The sequence below is a fragment of the Streptomyces sp. 5-10 genome, from assembly GCF_014712245.1.
In the GTDB taxonomy this organism is placed as follows: Bacteria; Actinomycetota; Actinomycetes; order Streptomycetales; family Streptomycetaceae; genus Streptomyces; species Streptomyces violaceusniger.
The window spans coordinates 317293-334659 of record NZ_JACVYG010000002.1 but is presented as its reverse complement, the minus strand read 5'-3'; the positions used below and the strand labels follow the sequence as shown (position 1 = coordinate 334659).

Annotated in this window: 16 protein-coding genes and 3 pseudogenes; 14 read left to right on the top strand and 5 right to left on the bottom strand. The window is 69.0% G+C overall.

What is annotated here, in order from left to right:
- Positions 1-255: 255 nt before the first annotated feature.
- Genes IEJ02_RS03885 through IEJ02_RS03875 form a run of 3 tightly spaced genes read left to right on the top strand, consistent with a single transcriptional unit; the run spans position 256 to position 2548 of the window.
- Positions 256-1188, top strand: a complete 933-nt coding sequence (locus tag IEJ02_RS03885; protein WP_191063363.1) for an alpha/beta hydrolase — start codon at positions 256-258, stop codon at positions 1186-1188.
- Positions 1189-1204: 16 nt separating this feature from the next.
- Positions 1205-1957, top strand: coding sequence for a helix-turn-helix transcriptional regulator (locus tag IEJ02_RS03880; protein WP_191063362.1), 753 nt, complete (start codon positions 1205-1207; stop codon positions 1955-1957).
- A gap of 42 nt (positions 1958-1999) precedes the next feature.
- Positions 2000-2548 carry a hypothetical protein gene (locus IEJ02_RS03875; protein WP_191063361.1) on the top strand — a complete coding sequence of 183 codons (549 nt, stop codon included), beginning with the start codon at positions 2000-2002 and terminating at the stop codon, positions 2546-2548.
- Between the two features lie 21 nt (positions 2549-2569).
- On the opposite strand, the gene IEJ02_RS03870 is transcribed toward IEJ02_RS03875, so the two are convergent.
- Together IEJ02_RS03870 and IEJ02_RS03865 are read right to left on the bottom strand one after the other, a co-directional pair.
- Positions 2570-3238, bottom strand: a complete 669-nt coding sequence (locus IEJ02_RS03870; protein WP_191063360.1) for a class I SAM-dependent methyltransferase — start codon at positions 3236-3238, stop codon at positions 2570-2572.
- Between the two features lie 153 nt (positions 3239-3391).
- The gene (locus tag IEJ02_RS03865; RefSeq protein WP_191063359.1) at positions 3392-3832 is read right to left on the bottom strand and encodes a glycine-rich domain-containing protein; all 441 of its coding nucleotides are present in this window, start codon (positions 3830-3832) and stop codon (positions 3392-3394) included.
- Between the two features lie 191 nt (positions 3833-4023).
- Between IEJ02_RS03865 and IEJ02_RS03860 the strand changes: the two are divergent.
- Positions 4024-5287, top strand: a pseudogene (locus IEJ02_RS03860) (helix-turn-helix domain-containing protein); the annotation flags it as partial.
- Between the two features lie 23 nt (positions 5288-5310).
- On the opposite strand, the gene IEJ02_RS03855 reads toward IEJ02_RS03860, so the two are convergent.
- The gene (locus tag IEJ02_RS03855; protein ID WP_191063358.1) at positions 5311-5739 is read right to left on the bottom strand and encodes an ATP-binding protein; all 429 of its coding nucleotides are present in this window, start codon (positions 5737-5739) and stop codon (positions 5311-5313) included.
- A 172-nt stretch (positions 5740-5911) separates the two neighbouring features.
- On the opposite strand from IEJ02_RS03855, the gene IEJ02_RS03850 reads away from it, so the two are divergent.
- The 4 genes from IEJ02_RS03850 to IEJ02_RS03835 are packed head-to-tail and all read left to right on the top strand — an operon-like array spanning position 5912 to position 8654.
- Entirely contained in the window at positions 5912-6763 is an 852-nt protein-coding gene (locus IEJ02_RS03850; RefSeq protein ID WP_191063357.1) for a helix-turn-helix domain-containing protein, read from the top strand.
- Between the two features lie 10 nt (positions 6764-6773).
- Positions 6774-6974 (top strand): DUF397 domain-containing protein, encoded by a 201-nt coding sequence (locus tag IEJ02_RS03845; protein ID WP_191063356.1) that lies wholly within the window; start codon positions 6774-6776, stop codon positions 6972-6974.
- 15 nt (positions 6975-6989) lie between these two features.
- On the top strand, positions 6990-7739 hold the full coding sequence (gene recO / locus IEJ02_RS03840) for a DNA repair protein RecO (protein ID WP_137977900.1): 750 nt from the start codon (positions 6990-6992) through the stop codon (positions 7737-7739).
- A 57-nt stretch (positions 7740-7796) separates the two neighbouring features.
- On the top strand, positions 7797-8654 hold the full coding sequence (locus IEJ02_RS03835) for an isoprenyl transferase (protein ID WP_191063355.1): 858 nt from the start codon (positions 7797-7799) through the stop codon (positions 8652-8654).
- A 61-nt stretch (positions 8655-8715) separates the two neighbouring features.
- Here the strand turns inward: IEJ02_RS03835 and IEJ02_RS03830 are convergent, their stop codons facing one another.
- Positions 8716-9294, bottom strand: coding sequence for a TetR/AcrR family transcriptional regulator (locus tag IEJ02_RS03830; protein WP_191063354.1), 579 nt, complete (start codon positions 9292-9294; stop codon positions 8716-8718).
- Positions 9295-9365: 71 nt separating this feature from the next.
- Here IEJ02_RS03830 and IEJ02_RS03825 point away from each other — a divergent pair, with 71 nt between their 5' ends.
- Positions 9366-9959, top strand: coding sequence for a dihydrofolate reductase family protein (locus IEJ02_RS03825; protein WP_191063470.1), 594 nt, complete (start codon positions 9366-9368; stop codon positions 9957-9959).
- Between the two features lie 26 nt (positions 9960-9985).
- Here IEJ02_RS03825 and IEJ02_RS03820 read toward each other — a convergent pair whose 3' ends face one another.
- On the bottom strand, positions 9986-10930 hold the full coding sequence (locus tag IEJ02_RS03820) for an NAD-dependent epimerase/dehydratase family protein (protein WP_191063353.1): 945 nt from the start codon (positions 10928-10930) through the stop codon (positions 9986-9988).
- A 231-nt stretch (positions 10931-11161) separates the two neighbouring features.
- Here IEJ02_RS03820 and IEJ02_RS03815 point away from each other — a divergent pair.
- From IEJ02_RS03815 to IEJ02_RS03795, 5 genes and pseudogenes are all read left to right on the top strand, one after another.
- A pseudogene (locus tag IEJ02_RS03815) lies at positions 11162-11529 on the top strand (hypothetical protein).
- 29 nt (positions 11530-11558) lie between these two features.
- Positions 11559-15373, top strand: a pseudogene (locus tag IEJ02_RS03810) (DUF6531 domain-containing protein).
- Positions 15374-15528: 155 nt separating this feature from the next.
- Positions 15529-15753 carry a hypothetical protein gene (locus IEJ02_RS03805; RefSeq protein ID WP_223863307.1) on the top strand — a complete coding sequence of 75 codons (225 nt, stop codon included), beginning with the start codon at positions 15529-15531 and terminating at the stop codon, positions 15751-15753.
- A gap of 42 nt (positions 15754-15795) precedes the next feature.
- Positions 15796-16374, top strand: a complete 579-nt coding sequence (locus IEJ02_RS03800; protein ID WP_275558315.1) for a TetR/AcrR family transcriptional regulator — start codon at positions 15796-15798, stop codon at positions 16372-16374.
- A 108-nt stretch (positions 16375-16482) separates the two neighbouring features.
- Positions 16483-17364, top strand: a complete 882-nt coding sequence (locus tag IEJ02_RS03795) for an SDR family NAD(P)-dependent oxidoreductase (protein WP_191063352.1) — start codon at positions 16483-16485, stop codon at positions 17362-17364.
- The last annotated feature ends 3 nt before the right edge of the window (positions 17365-17367 follow it).

Genomic DNA, 17367 nt, shown 5'->3' with positions numbered 1-17367 from the left:
GCAACCGGCCGCCATGGCGTATCCCCCCAACTCGTCGCTGACCTGCCCCGTAGGGCCAGTGTGCGCAATGGAGAACGCCACCGAGCCGCCAACTGCCGTCCCTCCGCCGGGTTGTGACCGGCCCAGATCGCGCCCAGCACACGTCTGTGACATCGCGGCACCGCCATCGCGGCCGGGATGCCGCACCGGCCGTGACGTAGATCACGGAGAAAGGGTGACAGGGTGTTGTCGCGGGCGGCTGCGACCGTCGGTGGCATGACGATCACAGATGAGGACTGCCTCGCCGAAACCCTGGCCTTCAACGAGAAGTTCGCGGCCGACGCGGCGAGCCGGCCGGCCCGTGGACCGGTGCCGAGCGCGGCCACACTGGCGCTCCTGCGGCGCAACCGGCTCGGCGCCGACACTCCACCGGTGAGACTGGAGCACGGCCAGGACCGCGTCGTCGCGGGCGGGGTGAAGGTGCGGACGTTCGTGCCGGACCGCGTCGACGGCGTGCACCTGCACATCCACGGTGGCAGCTGGACGATCGGCTCCGCGGACGGGCAGGACGAGAGGCTCTGGCGGCTTGCCGTGGAGGCCCGGCTGGCCGTGGTGAGCGTGGAGTACCGCCTGGCGCCGGAGCACCCGTTCCCCGCCGGGCCCGACGACTGCGAGGCGGTCGCCCGGTGGCTGGTGGAGCACGCCGCGGCCGAGTTCGGTACCGAACGGCTGCTGATCGGCGGTGAATCGGCCGGTGCCCACCTCAGCGTGCTGACGCTGCTGCGCCTTCGCGACCGGCACGGCGTCACCGGCGCGTTCCGCGCGGCCCACCTGCTCTTCGGCCCCTACGACCTGTCGATGACACCGAGCGTGCGGTTGTTCGGCCCCCGACCGCTGCTGAGCAACACCGATTCGCTCCGGGGCGCCTATGAGCTGTTCACGCCGGGAATGGGGACGGAGCAGCGCCGCGACCCCGAGGTCTCCCCGCTCTTCGCGAACCTGGCCGGTCTGCCACCCGCCCGCATCGTCGTCGGCACCGAGGATCCGCTGCTGGACGACTCCCTGTTCCTGGCCCGGCGATGGGAGTCGGCGGGCGCGCCCGTACGCCTTGACGTCATCGCCGGAGCGATGCACGGATTCACCCTGTTCCCCCTCACGATCACCGAGCGGGAACAGCAGCGCGAGCGGGACTTTCTGGCCGCCGCGTGACGGTAGCGTCGGCCTCATGAACCGCACCGCCCGGCTGTACGCGCTGGTGGAGGAGTTGCGCGCGGCCGCGCCGCGGCCACTGACGGTCGCGGCGCTCGCCGCGCGATTCGAGACCAGCACCCGCACGGTGCAGCGCGACCTCCAGGCACTGATGGAGACCGGCGTTCCGCTGCGCACCACATCCGGGCGGGGCGGGGGCTGGTCCATCGCCCCGGAGATGACCCTCCCCCCGATCCACTTCACCGCCGAAGAAGCCTCCGCGCTGACCGCCGCGCTCGCCGCTGTCGGCGCCGCCACCCCTTACGCGGGCGCGGCCCGCACCGCGGCCCAGAAGATCGCGGCCTCGATGACCGGCCCCGCCTCGACGGCGGCCCGCGAACTCGCCGCACGGATCGTGACGCGGCCGACCCGGACCGACTCCGAGATCCGCACCGCCGTGGAACAGGCCCTCACCCACAATGTGGCGCTGCGCCTGTCCTACACCGACGCGGCCGGACGCGAAACCGACCGCGTCGTGGAACCGGCCGGACTCCTCACCGCCGACGGCCGCTGGTACCTCATCGCCTGGTGCCGCACCCGCCGCGCCGGCCGAGGCTTCCGCCTGGACCGCATCACCGAGGCGACCCCCACCGACGAGCAGTCCCAGCCCCACAACCTGACCGACCTCCTCCTCGGCTCAACCGCCACCGACGCCGTCCGGCCCACCACACTGGCCTCACTGGCCCCGCAAACCGACGCACGGTCCCCTTCGCGGAGACTGAATGCGTGATTCCCCGGCTATCTTTGCCTCGATTATGGCGATGGTGGGGGTGTGGTGGCCATGGAACCGGATCCGACAGGGATGCTCGAGCGGCCGGGGAAACGGCCTCGGAAGCTGATCTTCCGGCTGCTGGTCGCCTTGGGTCTGGCCGCCCTCGTCGGGTGGGGCCTGTGGCAATACCCGGAAGCCGAGCGGGTGGTCACGGGGGATCGGGCCGATGTGCTGGAGGTACGGCGGTGCTCCACCCACAGCTACAAGGGCACCCCGCTGTACACCTGCCGCGCGACGTGGCGGTTCTCCGATGGGCGTACCGGCGAGGGGGATGTCGACGCGGGCGCCGAGCCGACGAGGAAGGGCGCCACCGTGTTCGCCGGCGATGACTGGGGATACGAATCGCGCGGCCAACTGCTGGGCTCGGTGCTGCCGAAGGCCGGCGTCTTCCTGCTGATCCTTGGCGAACTGGCCGTCTTGCTGGTTATCTCCAGGTTCGGGCTCAGGCGCGGCTACACGCTGCCGCGGGTCCGCCGACGCCCCCGTGCATCCGCGGGGTGCGGAACCAGAAGTGCTTGCCGGTGGGCTGCTCGCCGAGCTCCCAGGTGACGCCCGGAACAGGCCCACCCTTCACTTCGGAGCGCTCGCGCGCACCATGAGGGTCCCGACGTCCGCCGGCCTGGGCGCGGGGAGCACACGGGCGTCGATGTCTACGAGCCCGGTCCGCTTGAGCAGATCGGCCCACCACTGTGGCGGGTACGACCAGCGCAGGAGAGTGAGCTTGCGGCCCGCGAGGCCGTTCCCATACATCGGCTGCGGGCCGTAGTAGCCCTCGAGCGGCTCGGCCTGCGAGAAGGCAAGGGTGCCGCCTGGGTTGAGGCGCTTGGCGATCAGTGGGATCAGGTCGTCGGGGTCGGTGAACCAGAGCGCGCCCCAGATGGAGAAGACCGCGTCGTACGTCGTATCAGTCGTCATGAGGTAGTCGCATGCCTCGGCTTGGACGAATGTCAGCCCAGGGGTGCCGTCCCACCATCGGCGGGCACGTGCGACCTGGGCGGCGGAGAAGTCCAACGCGGTCACCGCGACGCCGGTACGAGCGAGGTACACGGCCTCCTTGCCCTCGGCGCAGCCCAGCTCCAGCGCGGTACGCGGGCTGCCCAGGAACTCCTCACCGGGGCCGTGCCCGTCGTACTGGGTCCACGCGAAGGTCTCAACGTCAGGCGTCGGCTGCTCGCCCTCCCCGCGGTACGGCTTGTAGGTGTCCCAGTACTCCGGCAAGGTGGTCGACTCGCGCGGCATGGGCGTCCTCCGGGGTGTCCGACAGGCTGGACACCGTACCCATGTCTCTCGTTGGCCACAGCGGAATCACGTCGTTTCATCCGCACGGGCGCCGAGCGCGCCAAGGTCCGGCAACCTGGCGGTGCCGGACCTGGCTGGTGGGTGCTGGATGGATCAGTGGCAGTTCTCGCCGGGACGGCAAGGGCCACACTTGGAGTAGTCGCGCTCCCACAGCGGCCAGTCGACGTTGAAGCCGTTGTCGGCGATGATGCGTGCGGTGCGTTCGACGGAGCCGTCGTACTTGAACTCAATCTCGGGAATGTGCTCCAGGAACCGGCCATCGAAGTGCTCGTGGCTCCACTCCCGGTAGTTCTTCGTGTCCAGGATGAAGACGTGCACCGCGATGTCGACGAGTCGGCCGCAGCACATCTCCAGACCCTGGCCCCACCTCTCAATGGCGGTGATCAGATAGGAGATCGCTGCTCCGAACAGCCGATTGGCCATGACCTCGTCGAAGGGATGGTCACGCATGAGGAGCTGAATTTCCCGCTCCCAGACCTCGGGCTTCACATAGTCCCGAGGGTCACGGACCTTGGTCTCTGCGGCTGTCGCCATGCTGTCCTCCGTGGCTGGGCCCCGCCACCTCAGCGGGGGCGCACTTCCAGAGAACCGCTCGTCGACCGGCTCCGGTGATCGATTGGCGCCGCGTGCACGCCGCTTGCAGATCCTGCACACGACATATACGGAAAGCGATGATTCTCATACCGTGATTGGGTAGCCGTTCGGGCTCATGCGCGGGAGGCCCCATGAGCATTGATCCGCTGTGGAGCACCGGCGAGGTCCGTATTCTCATCGACCGTAACGACCCCGGAGGGCTCATCCGGCTCGGTCGGCAAGGTCGCGGATGGCGCCAGGCGGAGCTGGGTGCACGCATCGGCTGCTCGGCGTCGACCGTCTCCCGCCTGGAGCAACGCGGCAGACACGCTGATCTGTCACTTATTCGACATGCTGCCGACGAGGTGGGCGTGCCAACACACGTCCTAGCTGCGAGCCTCGGCTTATCCGACTCAGCAACCACTAGAGTTGCGTCGTCAAGGCCGTGCCGTGCCGAGGAGGACCTGATGCGCCGTCGCACCCTGCTCGCCGCTGCCGGTCTGGGAACACCCGCCGCAATGCTCATGGGCGTGGACGACACTCGCAGGCGCGCCCACTGGATCGCCCGTCCCGCTGGACACCCGACTCGCCGCGGCGCGCGCTCACTTCGATGCCGGACACAACACGAAACTGTTGGAGCTGCTGCCCGGCCTTCTCACCGACGCGCATCATGCCGCCCGGAGCCGCCAGGAAATGCCCCTGGCCCGTCTGTCCGCCACATACAGCCTCGCCTCCCAAGTCCTGATCAAGGTTGGCCACTATGAGGAATCGAGGCGTACAGCTGATCGGGCAACGGTCTATGCGGACCTGTCCGGCTCTCCCCTCGCGGCCGCCGCTGCGGCCCGGGAAATGAGCATTGTCCTACGTCATCTCGATGAGTCCGCCGCCGCCCAGCGCCGCATCGTGGACGCCCTCGCCAAGGTTGAGGCCACTGGGCTGAAGACTGACGCTCAGGCGTCGGCCTACGCCCAGATGCTGTGCACCACCTCGTACACGGCGGCAATCGCCGGTGATCGGGACCAAGCCATCACGATGATGAGCGAGGCCACCCGGGCCGCCCGTGACCTGCCTGATGATCCACCGGACGGGCGACTCTTCGCCGTCACCCCCGCCATCGTTGCGCTATACGCCGTGGGAGTGCACTGGGCATTGGGGGACGCCGGACTCGCCTTGGACGCAGGCCGAGGTCTGCGTGCTGCCCAGTTCAAGACGGCTGAGCGCAAGGGAAGGATGCACACTGACCTCGCTCGTGCATGGTGGCAGTGGGGCAAGCCGGAGCAGACGGCGGCGGAACTTCTATCGGCGGTTCGAGTGTCGCCAGGTGAAGTGCGTGACAGGCCCTCGATCCGCAAGATCGTGACCGACCTTCACGTCCAACACCCACGCACAACCGGGGTGCGGGAATTGGTTGCGGCGCCGGGGTTCTGGCTAAGTTTTGATCACTCGGTGAGGGGTTCGCGCAGCTCGAACCAGATGTGCTTGCCGGTGGGGCGCAGCCCGTTCTCCCAGGTGACGCCCCACGCGTAGGCCAGCTCCTGCATCAGGAACAGGCCGCGTCCACCCTCCTCGTCGGGTTTGGCGTCGCGGGGGTACGGGTGGCGTTCCGGGGAGCCGTCACGTACGGCGATCGTCGCGATGCGGTCGCGGACGAGGGTGTCGATGTGGATCAGCTGGGTGTCGGTGTGCTGATTGACGTTCGTCACGGCCTCGGAGACCAGGAGTTTCGCCGTGTCCGCGAGGTCGTGCAGGTCGTTGGCCTGGAGGAGGGCGGCGATGGCGTCGCGGCAGACCCTGGGGCTCTTGGGGGAGTTGGGGGCGCTGAAGCGGTAGGCGTATGGGGGTTCAGTGGCTTCGGCGACTTCGGGCATGGCGGTGCTCCCAACGCGGTGCGTGATTGGTTCGATGCGTTGCGCTATCAGGACCATAGAGCATGTGGGTGCAGCTATGCAGCGATTAGTTCTCTATTCGTGCAGCCGCTCGTGGATTCGAGTAGTGTCGCAGGCGCACTCTGTGACGAGGTGGGCAAGGGGAGGTTCGTACATGCCGCAGAAGGCAGCCCCAACCGCGCGACAGCGCCGCGTTGGTGCCGAGTTGCGCAAGATGCGTGAGCACGCCGGGATGACGGTGGCCCACGCGGCTCAGCAGCTGGGCGCCGAGGGTGCACGGGTCAGCAACATGGAGTCGGGCCGCCTGGGTGTGAGCGAGGAGCGCGTCAGGATGCTGGCTGCTGTCTACTCCTGCGGTGACCAGGCGTATGTTGACGCTCTCGGGGCCATGGCTACCGAGCGCGGCAGGGGCTGGTGGGACGAGTACCAGGGCAAGATGGCTGCCAGCGCCCTTGACCTGGCCGAGCTCGAATTCCGAGCCGTGAGCTTGCGCGCCGTGCAGATCATGCACATCCCGGGTCTCCTGCAGACTGAGGACTATGCGAAGGCAGTGTTCTCGACCGCTGAGCCGGAACCGACTCCCGCGCAACTTCGAGTCAGCCTGTCCTTCCGGTTGCGTCGTCGCGATGTCCTGGATCGGGACGATCCGCCGCCGTGCACCTTCCTGATCCACGAAGCTGCGCTGAGGATGGAGTTCGGTGGGTCCAAGGTGGCCCGCGCTCAGCTGGAGCGTGTCCTTGAGGCATCGGAGCGGGACAATGTCACGGTGCGAGCCATTCCCTTCTCCGCCGGAGGGTTTCCCAATGCCGGGGTCTCGGCTGCCTATGTGCGTGGGGCGGTCCCGCAGTTGGATACGGTGCAGCTCGACGCGCCCACCGGTGTGTTGTTCCTTGACGGAGAGACCCACCTCGCCAACTACCGGCGGATTCTCGATCGGACGGAAGAGCTGTCCCTCACACCCGAAGACACGCGCGATTTCATTCACGCCATCGCGCCCCGACTCTGAAGGCATGGAGATGTCCCACATACAGTGGCGGAAGTCCTCGTACTCGGCCGACGCCCCAGACAACGCCTGCGTCGAGCTGGCCCGAACACCGGACACCGTCCTCCTGCGCGAGAGCGACGAACCCCAGACCGTGATCACCACCACCCCCGCCGCCCTCCGGGCGCTCACCCGGGCCGTCCGGGCCGGGCGGTTCGATCAGCTGTCCCGCTAGGGGACAATGGGCGCCATGAGTCTGTTCCGCGACGACGGCATCGTGCTGCGCACCCAGAAGCTGGGCGAGGCGGACCGGATCATCACCCTGCTCACCCGCAACAACGGCCGCGTCCGCGCCGTCGCGCGGGGCGTGCGGCGGACGAAGTCGAAGTTCGGCGCGCGGCTCGAACCGTTCAGCCACGTTGACGTGCAGTTCTTCGCGCGCGGTGGCGGCGAGCTGATCGGGCGCGGGCTGCCGCTCTGTACGCAGAGCGAGACCATCGCTCCGTACGGTGGGTCGATCGTCACCGACTACGCCCGCTACACCGCCGGTACGGCCATGCTGGAGACGGCCGAGCGGTTCACCGACCACGAGGGCGAGCCCGCCGTGCAGCAGTATCTGCTGCTCGTCGGCGCGCTGCGCACCCTCGCCGCCGGGGATCATGAGCCGCATCTCGTCCTGGACGCGTTTCTGCTCCGTTCCCTCGCCGTCAACGGCTACGCACCGAGTTTCGACGACTGCGCCAAGTGCGGGATGCCCGGTCCGAACCGGTTCTTCTCGGTCGGCGCGGGCGGGGTCATCTGCGGAGAGTGCCGGGTGCCCGGAAGCGTCGTACCCTCGGCGGAGTCGCTGACGCTGCTGGGCGCGCTGCTGACCGGGGACTGGGAGACGGCGGACGCGTGTGAGGCGCGGCATGCCCGGGAGGGCAGCGGGCTCGTGGCGGCGTATTTGCACTGGCACCTGGAGCGGGGACTGCGGTCGCTGCGGTACGTAGAGAAGTAGCTGCAAACAGCAGCATGAGCAGCACAGAGAGCAAGAGCTGAGGGAGACATGGCAGGCATGGCAGGACGCGGGTTTCTGGGCCGACAGCGGCGCGAGTACCGGACCCCGGAACCGCACCCGTCCGGGGCCAGGCCGCCGAAGATCCCCGGCGAGCTGGTGCCGCAGCACGTGGCCTGCGTGATGGACGGCAACGGCCGCTGGGCCAAGGAGCGCGGGCTGCCGCGCACCGAGGGGCACAAGGTCGGCGAGGGCGTCGTGATGGACGTGCTCAAGGGCTGCCTCGAGATGGGCGTCAAGAACCTCTCCCTCTACGCCTTCTCGACCGAGAACTGGAAGCGCTCGCCCGACGAGGTGCGCTTCCTGATGAACTTCAACCGCGATGTCATCCGCCGCCGCCGCGACGAGATGGACGCGATGGGCGTCCGGATCCGCTGGGCGGGCCGGATGCCGAAGCTGTGGAAGTCGGTGGCGCAGGAGCTCCAGGTCGCCCAGGAGCAGACCAAGGACAACGACGCCATGACGATGTACTTCTGCATGAACTACGGCGGCCGGGCGGAGATCGCGGACGCGGCGAAGGCGCTGGCGGAGGACGTCCGGGCGGGCCGCCTCGACCCGTCGAAGGTGAACGAGAAGACGTTCGCGAAGTACCTCTACTACCCGGACATGCCGGATGTCGATCTCTTCCTGCGCCCCTCGGGCGAGCAGCGGACGTCCAACTACCTGATCTGGCAGAGCGCGTACGCCGAGATGGTGTACCAGGACGTGCTGTGGCCGGACTTCGACCGCCGTGACCTGTGGCGGGCGTGCCTGGAGTACGCCTCGCGGGACCGCCGCTTCGGCGGGGCGATCCCCAACGAGGAGCAGCTGAAGAAGGACTCCCAGAAGGGCTCCCAGAAGGGCTCCGAGTCCGCGTAAGCGGTGGGAGCGGGCCCGGACCGGCCCAGGCGGTAAGCCCGGACGCGGTCCCTGCGCCGCCTCACTCCGCCGCCACGATGCGCTCCACCGCCGCCGCCACCAGCTGATCCCGCTCCGCCTCCGTGAAGACGTCCGGCAGGGTGAGCTGCTCGACGATCAGCCAGTTCAGCGCCAGCATGAGCAGCCTGACGGCCGTGGCGTCGCCAGGGAGCCCCGACTCCTCGTGGTACGCGACGTTCGCGTCGAGGTCGCCCCGGACCCGCTCGGTGAGGACCTTGCGCAGCCCGGGCCGGCGGGTGGCCTCGAGGCGGAGTTCCAGCAGCGCCAGGTAGCCGGTGCGGAATGCGGCGACGCGGCTGACGAGCTCGCGCATCAGCTCCGCGTAGGTCTCCCGGTCGCGGCCCGCCGCCCGCTGGCGGGCGATCGTGGCCTCGTCGGGCTGAAGCCGCTCATAGACCCGGGCACCGGCCTGGGTGAGCAGATCGTCGCGGCTGCCGAAGTAGTTGGACGCGGTCCCGGCGGGCACGGCGGCCTCGGCGTCCACCGCGCGGAAGGTCAGGCCGCGCGCCCCTTCCCTGGCCAGCACCTCGATCGCGGCGTCCACGAGTGCGGCGCGCCGCTGGTCGTTCCGTCTCACCATTGACACCACTCCAGCTGTAGTACTACGTTCAAACCACTTCAAGCAGAGTACTACGTATGGAGCAGTTAGAGATGCGAAAGCTCGTCTACTACGTCGCCGTCACGCTCGATGGCCGCATCGCGGGCCCCGACGGCGAGTACGACTTCTTCCCCAGCGGCGACGAGCGGCAGTCCGCCGCGTACTCGACCTGGACCAACGCGCTGTTTCCCGAGACCGTCCCGACCGCCTACCGCGCGGCGGTCGGGCTGGCCGACGTGCCCAACCGGCATTTCGACACCGTCGTCATGGGCCTCGGCGCCTACCGCCCCGGCCTCGACGCGGGGATCACCAGCCCGTACGCCCATCTTCGCCAGTACGTGGTCTCCAGCACCCTCAAGCCCGACACCGATCCGGCCGTCACCGTCGTCCCGGGCGACCCGCTCGCCCTCGTACGCGAGCTCAAGCGGGAGGACGGCGCGGGGCTGGACGTATGGCTGTGCGGTGGCGGCAGGCTCGCGGGCGCCCTGCTGCCGGAGATCGACGAGCTGGTGATCAAGAACTACCCCGTCGTCGCGGGTGCCGGGATCCCGGCCTTCGACGGCGCCTTCGATCCCACCGTCTTCGACGTCGCCGAGCGCACGGCCTTCCCCAACGGCGTCACGCTCACCCACCTCACCCGTCGCTGACTCGGGACTCCGGGTCTGGGTCTGGGTCACCGCTCATTGCCCGCCCGCAGCCAGGCGATGTACTCGGCGACCGCGCGCTCGGTGTCGTAGGCGGGCTCGTAGCCGGTGTCCTGCCGGATGCGGGTGATGTCGAGGTGGCGCGGCGGGGTGGTGCCGCCGGTGGGGAGGTCGACCCGGGCGTCGGGGACGACCTTCTTGATGGCGGCGATGATCTCGGCGTTGCTCGTGGCGCGGCCGGAGGCCACGTTGTAGGTGCGGTGGTTGAGGCGGTCCGCGAGCTGGAGGAGCGCGATGGCCCGGCCCGCGTCCTTCACGTAGCACAGGTCGAGCGAGTCCTCCGCGTACGCGGGCGCCGGGAGGGGCGAGAGGTCCGGCTCGGTGCCGCGCACGGCGGCGTGGACGAGCTCGGGAGCGGCGAAGAACAGCGGGCCGTGGGGCTCGAGCGGCCCCCAGATCCCGGAGATGCGGTAGTTGATGATCTCGATGTCGGTGGCGTCGGCCAGGTGGTCGTTGAGCAGTTCGCCGATCTTCTTGAAGGTCGGGATGAGGTGCCCCGAGCTCAGCGACACGGGCATGTCCTCGGTGAGCGCGGCCTCCGTCCCGCCGCCGTAGACACCGATCGTGCTCGCGACGCCCACGCGCCGCACGCCCCAGTCCCGCGCGGCCTGGAGGACGTTGAGCAGGCCGCCGATCGCCGTGCGCGTCGCCTCGATGGGCTGCTCGGGGTCCGGCGGCCAGGGCATGGACCCGGCGAGGTGCACGATGCCGGTGATCTTGTGGCGCGTGCCGACGTCGAGCAGCGCGCTCAGATCGGTGATGTCGGCCCGCTCCACCGCGACCGGCGCGTCAAACCGCCCGACCGGCGCCTCGGCGGAGCTGCGCTGGACCAGCACACACTCCTCGCCCGCGTCCAGCAGGGCCTGCACGGTGTGGGAGCCGATGAAGCCGAGCCCCCCGGTGACCAGAATCATTCCTGCACTCTCCTTACGGCGCTGTTGCGGCTCCGCGAGAAGCGGAGCGTCGTTCCGATTACTATACGGATCCACGTTCCGTTTCGTCAACGATCCTCGGGAGGGAGAGCGGGGCGCGCGCCGGGGTGAGCACTCTTTGCTCGCTGTAGAGGCCACGTTGAACGGTCTGTGAGAGTCGCCGCCCTAGCCTGGGAGCTTTGTACGACAAACGCTCAGCGGGGGAGGCGTCGCATGGGCAGCGGCGGCGGGCACGGCGACGGCAAGGTCCTGGACATCAAGGTGGCGGACATCAAGTCCGTCGCGCCGACGTTCCACCATCAGGCGGTGAAGCTGAGCGAGGCGCTGACCACGCTGATCTCGATGCTGGATGGCTATGGCGAGCCGTGGGGGACGACAAACCCGGTAAGGACTTCGCCAAGCAGTACAAGCCGAACCAGAAGCACATCGAGTCGGCGGCCGGCATTCTCGTCCTCGGCCTGACCAGCATCTACGAGGCGATGAACGACATGGCCGACGGGCATGTCGACAACGACAAGCTCATCGAGGGCATGTTCACCAAGGCCAAGAAGGACGGGCCGGGGCACGGTGGCGGCCGGTGAGCATCGAGGACAAGGCCAAAGCCCTGCTGATGAAGCTGGGCATGTGGTGGCCGGACGCCAACTCCGGCACCCTGCGCCACGCCGCCGACGCCTGGCGGACGTTCGCCGACAGCGTGGACGATGTGCGGGTCGCGACCAACAAGGCGGCCACGACGCTCATCCATCACAACAAGGGCGAGGCGATCGACGCCTTCGAGACCTTCTGGGGGCGTTACGCCAAGGGCAAGGACGAGGGCTGGCTGAGCAATCTCGCCAAGTCCGCCCGGAACATGGCCAAGGCGCTGGACAAGTTCGCCGACACGGTGGATGACGCGATCGAGAAGCTGTGGACGCAGATCAGCATCGACGCCGTCGCACTCGTTGGCGGCGGGCTGCTGACCATCGTCACCGGGGGCGCCTCCGATGGTGTGGCGGCGGAGATCATCGCCATGGCCGCCGGTCTGGGCGTCGCCGTGGAGGAATCGGTCGCCATCATCGCAGCGGAGATGCTGACGGGCGCGGTCTTCACCAGCGTGCTGTCGGTGACGATCGACGCGGCGGTGGCGCAGCCGGTGAAGATCGCCCTGGGGCAGCAGAAGGGTTTCAGCCTGGACGAGGTCAACCAGGCGGCCAAGGACGGCATGATCGACGGCGGGATCTTCGGCGCCGGGCTCGGGGTGCTCAAGCCCGGTGTGATGCCGAAGCTCACCGGCGTCCCGGACCTGCTCAAGCCGCCGAAGGTGCCCTCGATGCGCCCGAACCTCATCGAGGAGGGCCCGGCCGCACGCCCGGCCAAGAAGTGCCCGTGCACGGGTGAGCCGATCGACATCGCGACCGGCGCGATGCTGATGGAGCACACCGATCTGACGCTGCCCGGTTCGCTGCCGCTGGTCTTCGAGCGCACTCATGTCTCCTCGTACCGGGGCGGGGTGTGGTTCGGCCCGACGTGGGCCAGCCTGCTGGACGAGCGGGTCCAACTGGACGCGGAGGGCGTGGTGTTCGCCGCCGCGGACGGGATGCGGCTGGTGTATCCGGTGCCGGAGCCGGGCGTTCCGACGCTGCCCGCGAAGGGCGCGCGGTGGCCGCTGGAGTGGGACGGCAAGCCGGACGGCGTCATGACGGTCACCGATCCGGAGACGGGTGTGGTGCGGACGTTCGTCCGTCCCGCCGCCACGGAGGCGCCGGGCGCGGTCTATCTGGTCCTGGAGAGCCTCCAGGACCGCAATGGCGCCCGCATCGACATCGAACGCGCCGCGGCCGGGAACCCGCTGGCCATCCGCCACTCCGGGGGCTACTACCTGGCCATCGACACCGAGGGCCAGCGGGTCACCGCGCTCCGGCTCCTCGACGAGCCGCCGTCGGTCTACGCGCCCGAGGGCGGCCGTGAGGGCGGCACGGTGGTGATGCGCTACGGCTACGACGAGGCGGGCAACCTCACCGAGGTCATCAACTCCAGCGGCACGCCGCTGCGGTTCACCTACGACGGCGAGGGGCGGGTGACGTCCTGGACGGACCGCAACGGTACGTCGTTCCGGTACGTCTACGGGCCGGACGGGAGAGTGGTGCGCACCGAGGGCAGCGACGGCGTCTTCAACGGCAGCCTGGAGTACGACGACGAGGCTCGGACGACGGTCTACGCGGACTCGCTCGGTCACCGTACGTTGTATCGGTACAACGCCGACGGTCAGCTGATCGAGGAGACCGATCCGCTGGGTCACACCACGCTGACGGAGTGGGACGCGCGTGGCGACCGTAAGGTCGCGGTGACGGATCCCCTGGGCCGTACCACCCGCTACGTGTACGACGAGGACGGCAACCTGACCGGCGTCACCCTGCCGGACGGGGCGCGGGCGGAGGCCACGTACAACGCCTTGTGCCTGCCGGTGGAGGTCACCGAGCCGGGTGGCGGGACGTGGCGCCACGCGTATGACGACACGGGAAATCTCCTCTCGACGACCGATCCGGCGGGGGCGACCACCGCTTACGGCTACACCGAGCGGGGCCACCTGGCCGAGGTCACGGACGCGCTGGGCAACACCACGCGCCTGACCCCGAACCGGGCCGGGCTCCCCATCGCCGTAACGGACCCGCTGGGCCACACCACGAGCGTCCGCCGGGACCCCTTCGGCCGGGTGGTGGAGGCGACGGATCCGCTGGGCCACACCACCCGTATGGGCTGGACGACCGAGGGCAAACCGGCGTGGCGGGAGGAGCCGGACGGTGCCCGGGAGAGCTGGACCTGGGACGGCGAGGGCAACCTCCTCACCCACACGGACCCGGCGGGCCACACCACCCACCAGACGTCCACCCACTTCGACGTCCCGGCCACCCGTACGGAGCCGGACGGCGCGACGTACGCCTTCGCCTACGACACCGAGCTGCGCCTGACCAAGGTCATCAACCCCCAGGGCCTGACCTGGACCTACACCTACGACCCGGCGGGCCGGCTCACCTCCGAGACCGACTTCAACGGCCGTACCGTGGCCTACACCCACGATGCGGCGGGTGACCTGCTGTCCCGCACCAATGGCGCGGGCGAGACGCTGTACTTCACCCGGGACGCGCTGGGCCGCACGATGGAACAGCGCGACGGGGCGGGCGCACGGACGACGTATGCCTACGACGCGCAGGGCGCCCTGACCCGAGCGAGCAACGCCGACTCGGTGGTGACCCTCGAACGGGACGCGGTGGGCCGAGTCCTGTCGGAGACGGTCAACGGCCGGACGACGACGTACGCGTATGACGCCGTGGGCCGCCGCACCGAACGCACGATGCCCTCGGGCCTGACGACGGCGTGGACCTATGACGCGGCGGGCCGCCCCACCGCGTTGCGCACTGGCACGGCAGGCACGCCCAGGGCCGCCTGACCCGCCGCACCCGCAAACTCCTCAACGGCCAGACCCGCACCTGGACCTACACCTGGAACGCGGAAGACCGCCTGACGGACGCGACAACTCCGGACGGCGACCACTGGCACTACGCGTACGACCCCCTCGGCCGCCGCATATCCAAACAACGCCTGGCGGAGGACGGCACGGTCGCCGAATCGATCGACTTCACCTGGGAAGACACCCGCCTTGCGGAGCAATCCACCCAAGACGGCAGGCACACCACCTGGGACTACGCCCCGGACACCCACCGCCCCCTGACCCAAACCGACCACACGCCACTGGTGCGTGGACCGGGCGAATCCCTCATAGAGAAATTCACCGGCGCCGATGACGACACCACACCGCGCTTCCACGCCATCATCACGGACCTGGTCGGCACCCCAACGGAGTTGGTCACGCCTGTCGGCGACGTGGCCTGGCAACACCGCACCACCCTTTGGGGAACGCACTTCCCCTCCCCGATCAGCCCGGCGGCCGTTGACTGCCCCCTCCGCTTCCCCGGCCAATACGCCGACCCCGAAACGGGCCTGTACTACAACTACTTCCGCCACTACGACCCAGAGACCGCCCGCTACGTCACCCCAGACCCCCTCGGCCTGGACCCTGCCCCCAACCATTACGCGTATGTCACCAACTCGCTCGGCTGGGCTGATCCGCTCGGTCTTCAGCGCTGTCCACAAGAGGCTCTGGACAAGGCCTACGAACTGGACAACACTCCGCGCAAGCTGGAGCATGTAATCGACCCTCCGAAGCACGGGTTCGAGGACATCGTCAAGAATTCTGGAGGCAGGGAACAGGCATTCAGGCGCATCGTTAATAGCTTGGGCGAAAAGGATGACTTGCCGGACGCTGGCGGGTTTGTGGTCAAGCGTACGATCGACGGCGAGGTCGTGACGATTCGCGGAGCCATGGTGAAGGGGGTGCCGCGAGTAGGTACGGCGTTCATCGAAGACAAGTTCCCCGGAGGGAAATGATGGCGGCAGTCGAGCATCCGCCCAGGCATCTACATGCGGCTGAAAGCGATGTACTCAACAAACTCCTGTCAGCGCGATTTCCCGGCGCTGAGCAATTGAGGCAGCAGGTTCCAGCAACGCGTGTCGTCGGTCGCTGGGGGAGTGATTCGCCCAGCGTGGATCTCAAAGTGCTCGAGTCTTTTCCGCCTGCGGATGTCCCCAACGGTGTGATCCCCGCTACTGGCGCTGTGAAGGACTCCTCCGGAGAGTTGGTCGGCGAACTGCTGCTATGGGTGAGCGATGGGAGACTGTCGGCCCTGGAGTACTCCTGGTACACCGACGAGGCTCCGACCGCGCTGCCTGACCCCGGCGACGTGACCGTTGCTGTACAGCACTCATGAGCGGGGAGCATCGGACCGAGGGCGGCGGCTTATGCTGGGCGCGTGACACCGAAAGGCGAGCAGGGGCAGGCGCTGCGGGCGGATGCGGCGCGGAATCGTGCTCGGGTGTTGCAGGTCGCCCGCGAGCAGTTGGCCGCCGGTGATGACTCGCTTCAGCTGAATGCCATCGCCCGGCTCGCCGGGGTGGGCGTGGGGACCGTCTATCGGCATTTCCCCAATCGCCACGCGCTGTGGGAGGCGCTGTCGACCGAGCGCTTTCAGGAGCTGGTTGACGAGGCCCAGGCCGCGGCCGCCGAGGAGGACGCCCTCGCGGGGCTGTACCGCCTGCTGCGTTTTACCCTCCTGCACGCGTTGGGCGACAGCGGCTTCGCCGCCGTTCTCGAATCCGCCAGTGATACCGACGCGCGGACCGCGGCGCTCAAGGCCGAACTCGACGGGGCTGTCGCGCACCTGCTCGACCGGGCCCGCCGGAGTGGCGCCATCCGGCGGGACGTCGAGGCCGACGATGTGCGCCGTCTGCTCTGCGGCATCGAGCACGCCGTACGTTCCGGCGACAGCGACCCGAAGCGCACCGAGGTCTACCTCGACGTCCTCCTCGAGGGGCTGCGTCCCCCGCGCTGACGACTGGTTCACCTCGCTAACCGGATAGCTATCCGGTCGTGCTAGCGTGCCCTCATCGAATCGGATAGCTATCCGATTACGGATGGCGAGGCGGCGGAGGGTAGACCCATGGAGCAGCGGGCGGTCGTGACGGCGGGGACCGGGGGGATCGGTCTGGAGACCGCGATGGGGCTGGCGGCGCGCGGGTTCGCCGTCACCGTGGTGGGCCGTGACGCCGAGCGCGGCGCCCTCGCGGTCGAGCGGCTCGCCGCGGTCACGACCGGCGGCGAGCCGCACTTCATGGCGGCCGACCTCGCGTCCCTCGCCGACGTCCGGGCGCTCGCCGCCCGACTCGCGGCCGAGGGTCCGCTGAAGGTCCTGGTCAACAACGTGGGTGCGATGTTCGCGGACCGGCAGCGGACCGTCGACGGGATCGAGGCGACGTTCGCCGTCAACCACCTCTCGCCGTACCTGCTGACCGAATCGCTCCTCGACCAGCTCCGCGCCGCCGTACCGAGCCGGATCGTGAACGTCAGCTCCGGTGCGATACGCGCCGCCAAGCGCACCTTCGACGCCGTCGAACCGCCGGGTGGCTACTACGGCTTCCACTGGTACGGCCGGGCCAAGCTCGCCAACCTCGCCTACACCCTGGACCTCGCGGAGCGTCTGCGCGGCAGCGGTGTCACGGTCTTCGCGGCCGACCCCGGCGGGGCCGCGACCGGCATGACCAACGGCACCATGCGCTCACCGAAGATCGTTTCCCCGGCGCTGCGCCTGCTGTGGCCGCTGGTCCGGCGGACGTTCGAACGCTCCACCGCCGGACCCGCGGCCCTGGCCGCCCGGTCGTCCATCGTCGCCGCGACCGACGCCTCCCTCGACGGCCGGACTGGCCTGCTCATCGGCCCCGAGGCCACTCCCGTCCCCGCCTTCCGCGGAAGCACCGACCCCCGGATGATCGACAGCGTGCTCAGGCTCAGCCGACAGCTGGCACCCGTTGGCGAGGGTCGCTGATCG

Bases quoted from the DNA above. Each gene is read 5' to 3' on its own strand.
- IEJ02_RS03885 (WP_191063363.1), top strand. From the start codon at position 256: ATGACGATCACAGATGAGGACTGCCTCGCCGAAACCCTGGCCTTCAAC.
- IEJ02_RS03880 (WP_191063362.1), top strand. From the start codon at position 1,205: ATGAACCGCACCGCCCGGCTGTACGCGCTGGTGGAGGAGTTGCGCGCG.
- IEJ02_RS03870 (WP_191063360.1), bottom strand. From the start codon at position 3,238: ATGCCGCGCGAGTCGACCACCTTGCCGGAGTACTGGGACACCTACAAG.
- IEJ02_RS03865 (WP_191063359.1), bottom strand. From the start codon at position 3,832: ATGGCGACAGCCGCAGAGACCAAGGTCCGTGACCCTCGGGACTATGTG.
- IEJ02_RS03855 (WP_191063358.1), bottom strand. From the start codon at position 5,739: ATGCCCGAAGTCGCCGAAGCCACTGAACCCCCATACGCCTACCGCTTC.
- IEJ02_RS03850 (WP_191063357.1), top strand. From the start codon at position 5,912: ATGCCGCAGAAGGCAGCCCCAACCGCGCGACAGCGCCGCGTTGGTGCC.
- IEJ02_RS03845 (WP_191063356.1), top strand. From the start codon at position 6,774: ATGTCCCACATACAGTGGCGGAAGTCCTCGTACTCGGCCGACGCCCCA.
- recO (WP_137977900.1), top strand. From the start codon at position 6,990: ATGAGTCTGTTCCGCGACGACGGCATCGTGCTGCGCACCCAGAAGCTG.
- IEJ02_RS03835 (WP_191063355.1), top strand. From the start codon at position 7,797: ATGGCAGGACGCGGGTTTCTGGGCCGACAGCGGCGCGAGTACCGGACC.
- IEJ02_RS03830 (WP_191063354.1), bottom strand. From the start codon at position 9,294: ATGGTGAGACGGAACGACCAGCGGCGCGCCGCACTCGTGGACGCCGCG.
- IEJ02_RS03825 (WP_191063470.1), top strand. From the start codon at position 9,366: ATGCGAAAGCTCGTCTACTACGTCGCCGTCACGCTCGATGGCCGCATC.
- IEJ02_RS03820 (WP_191063353.1), bottom strand. From the start codon at position 10,930: ATGATTCTGGTCACCGGGGGGCTCGGCTTCATCGGCTCCCACACCGTG.
- IEJ02_RS03795 (WP_191063352.1), top strand. From the start codon at position 16,483: ATGGAGCAGCGGGCGGTCGTGACGGCGGGGACCGGGGGGATCGGTCTG.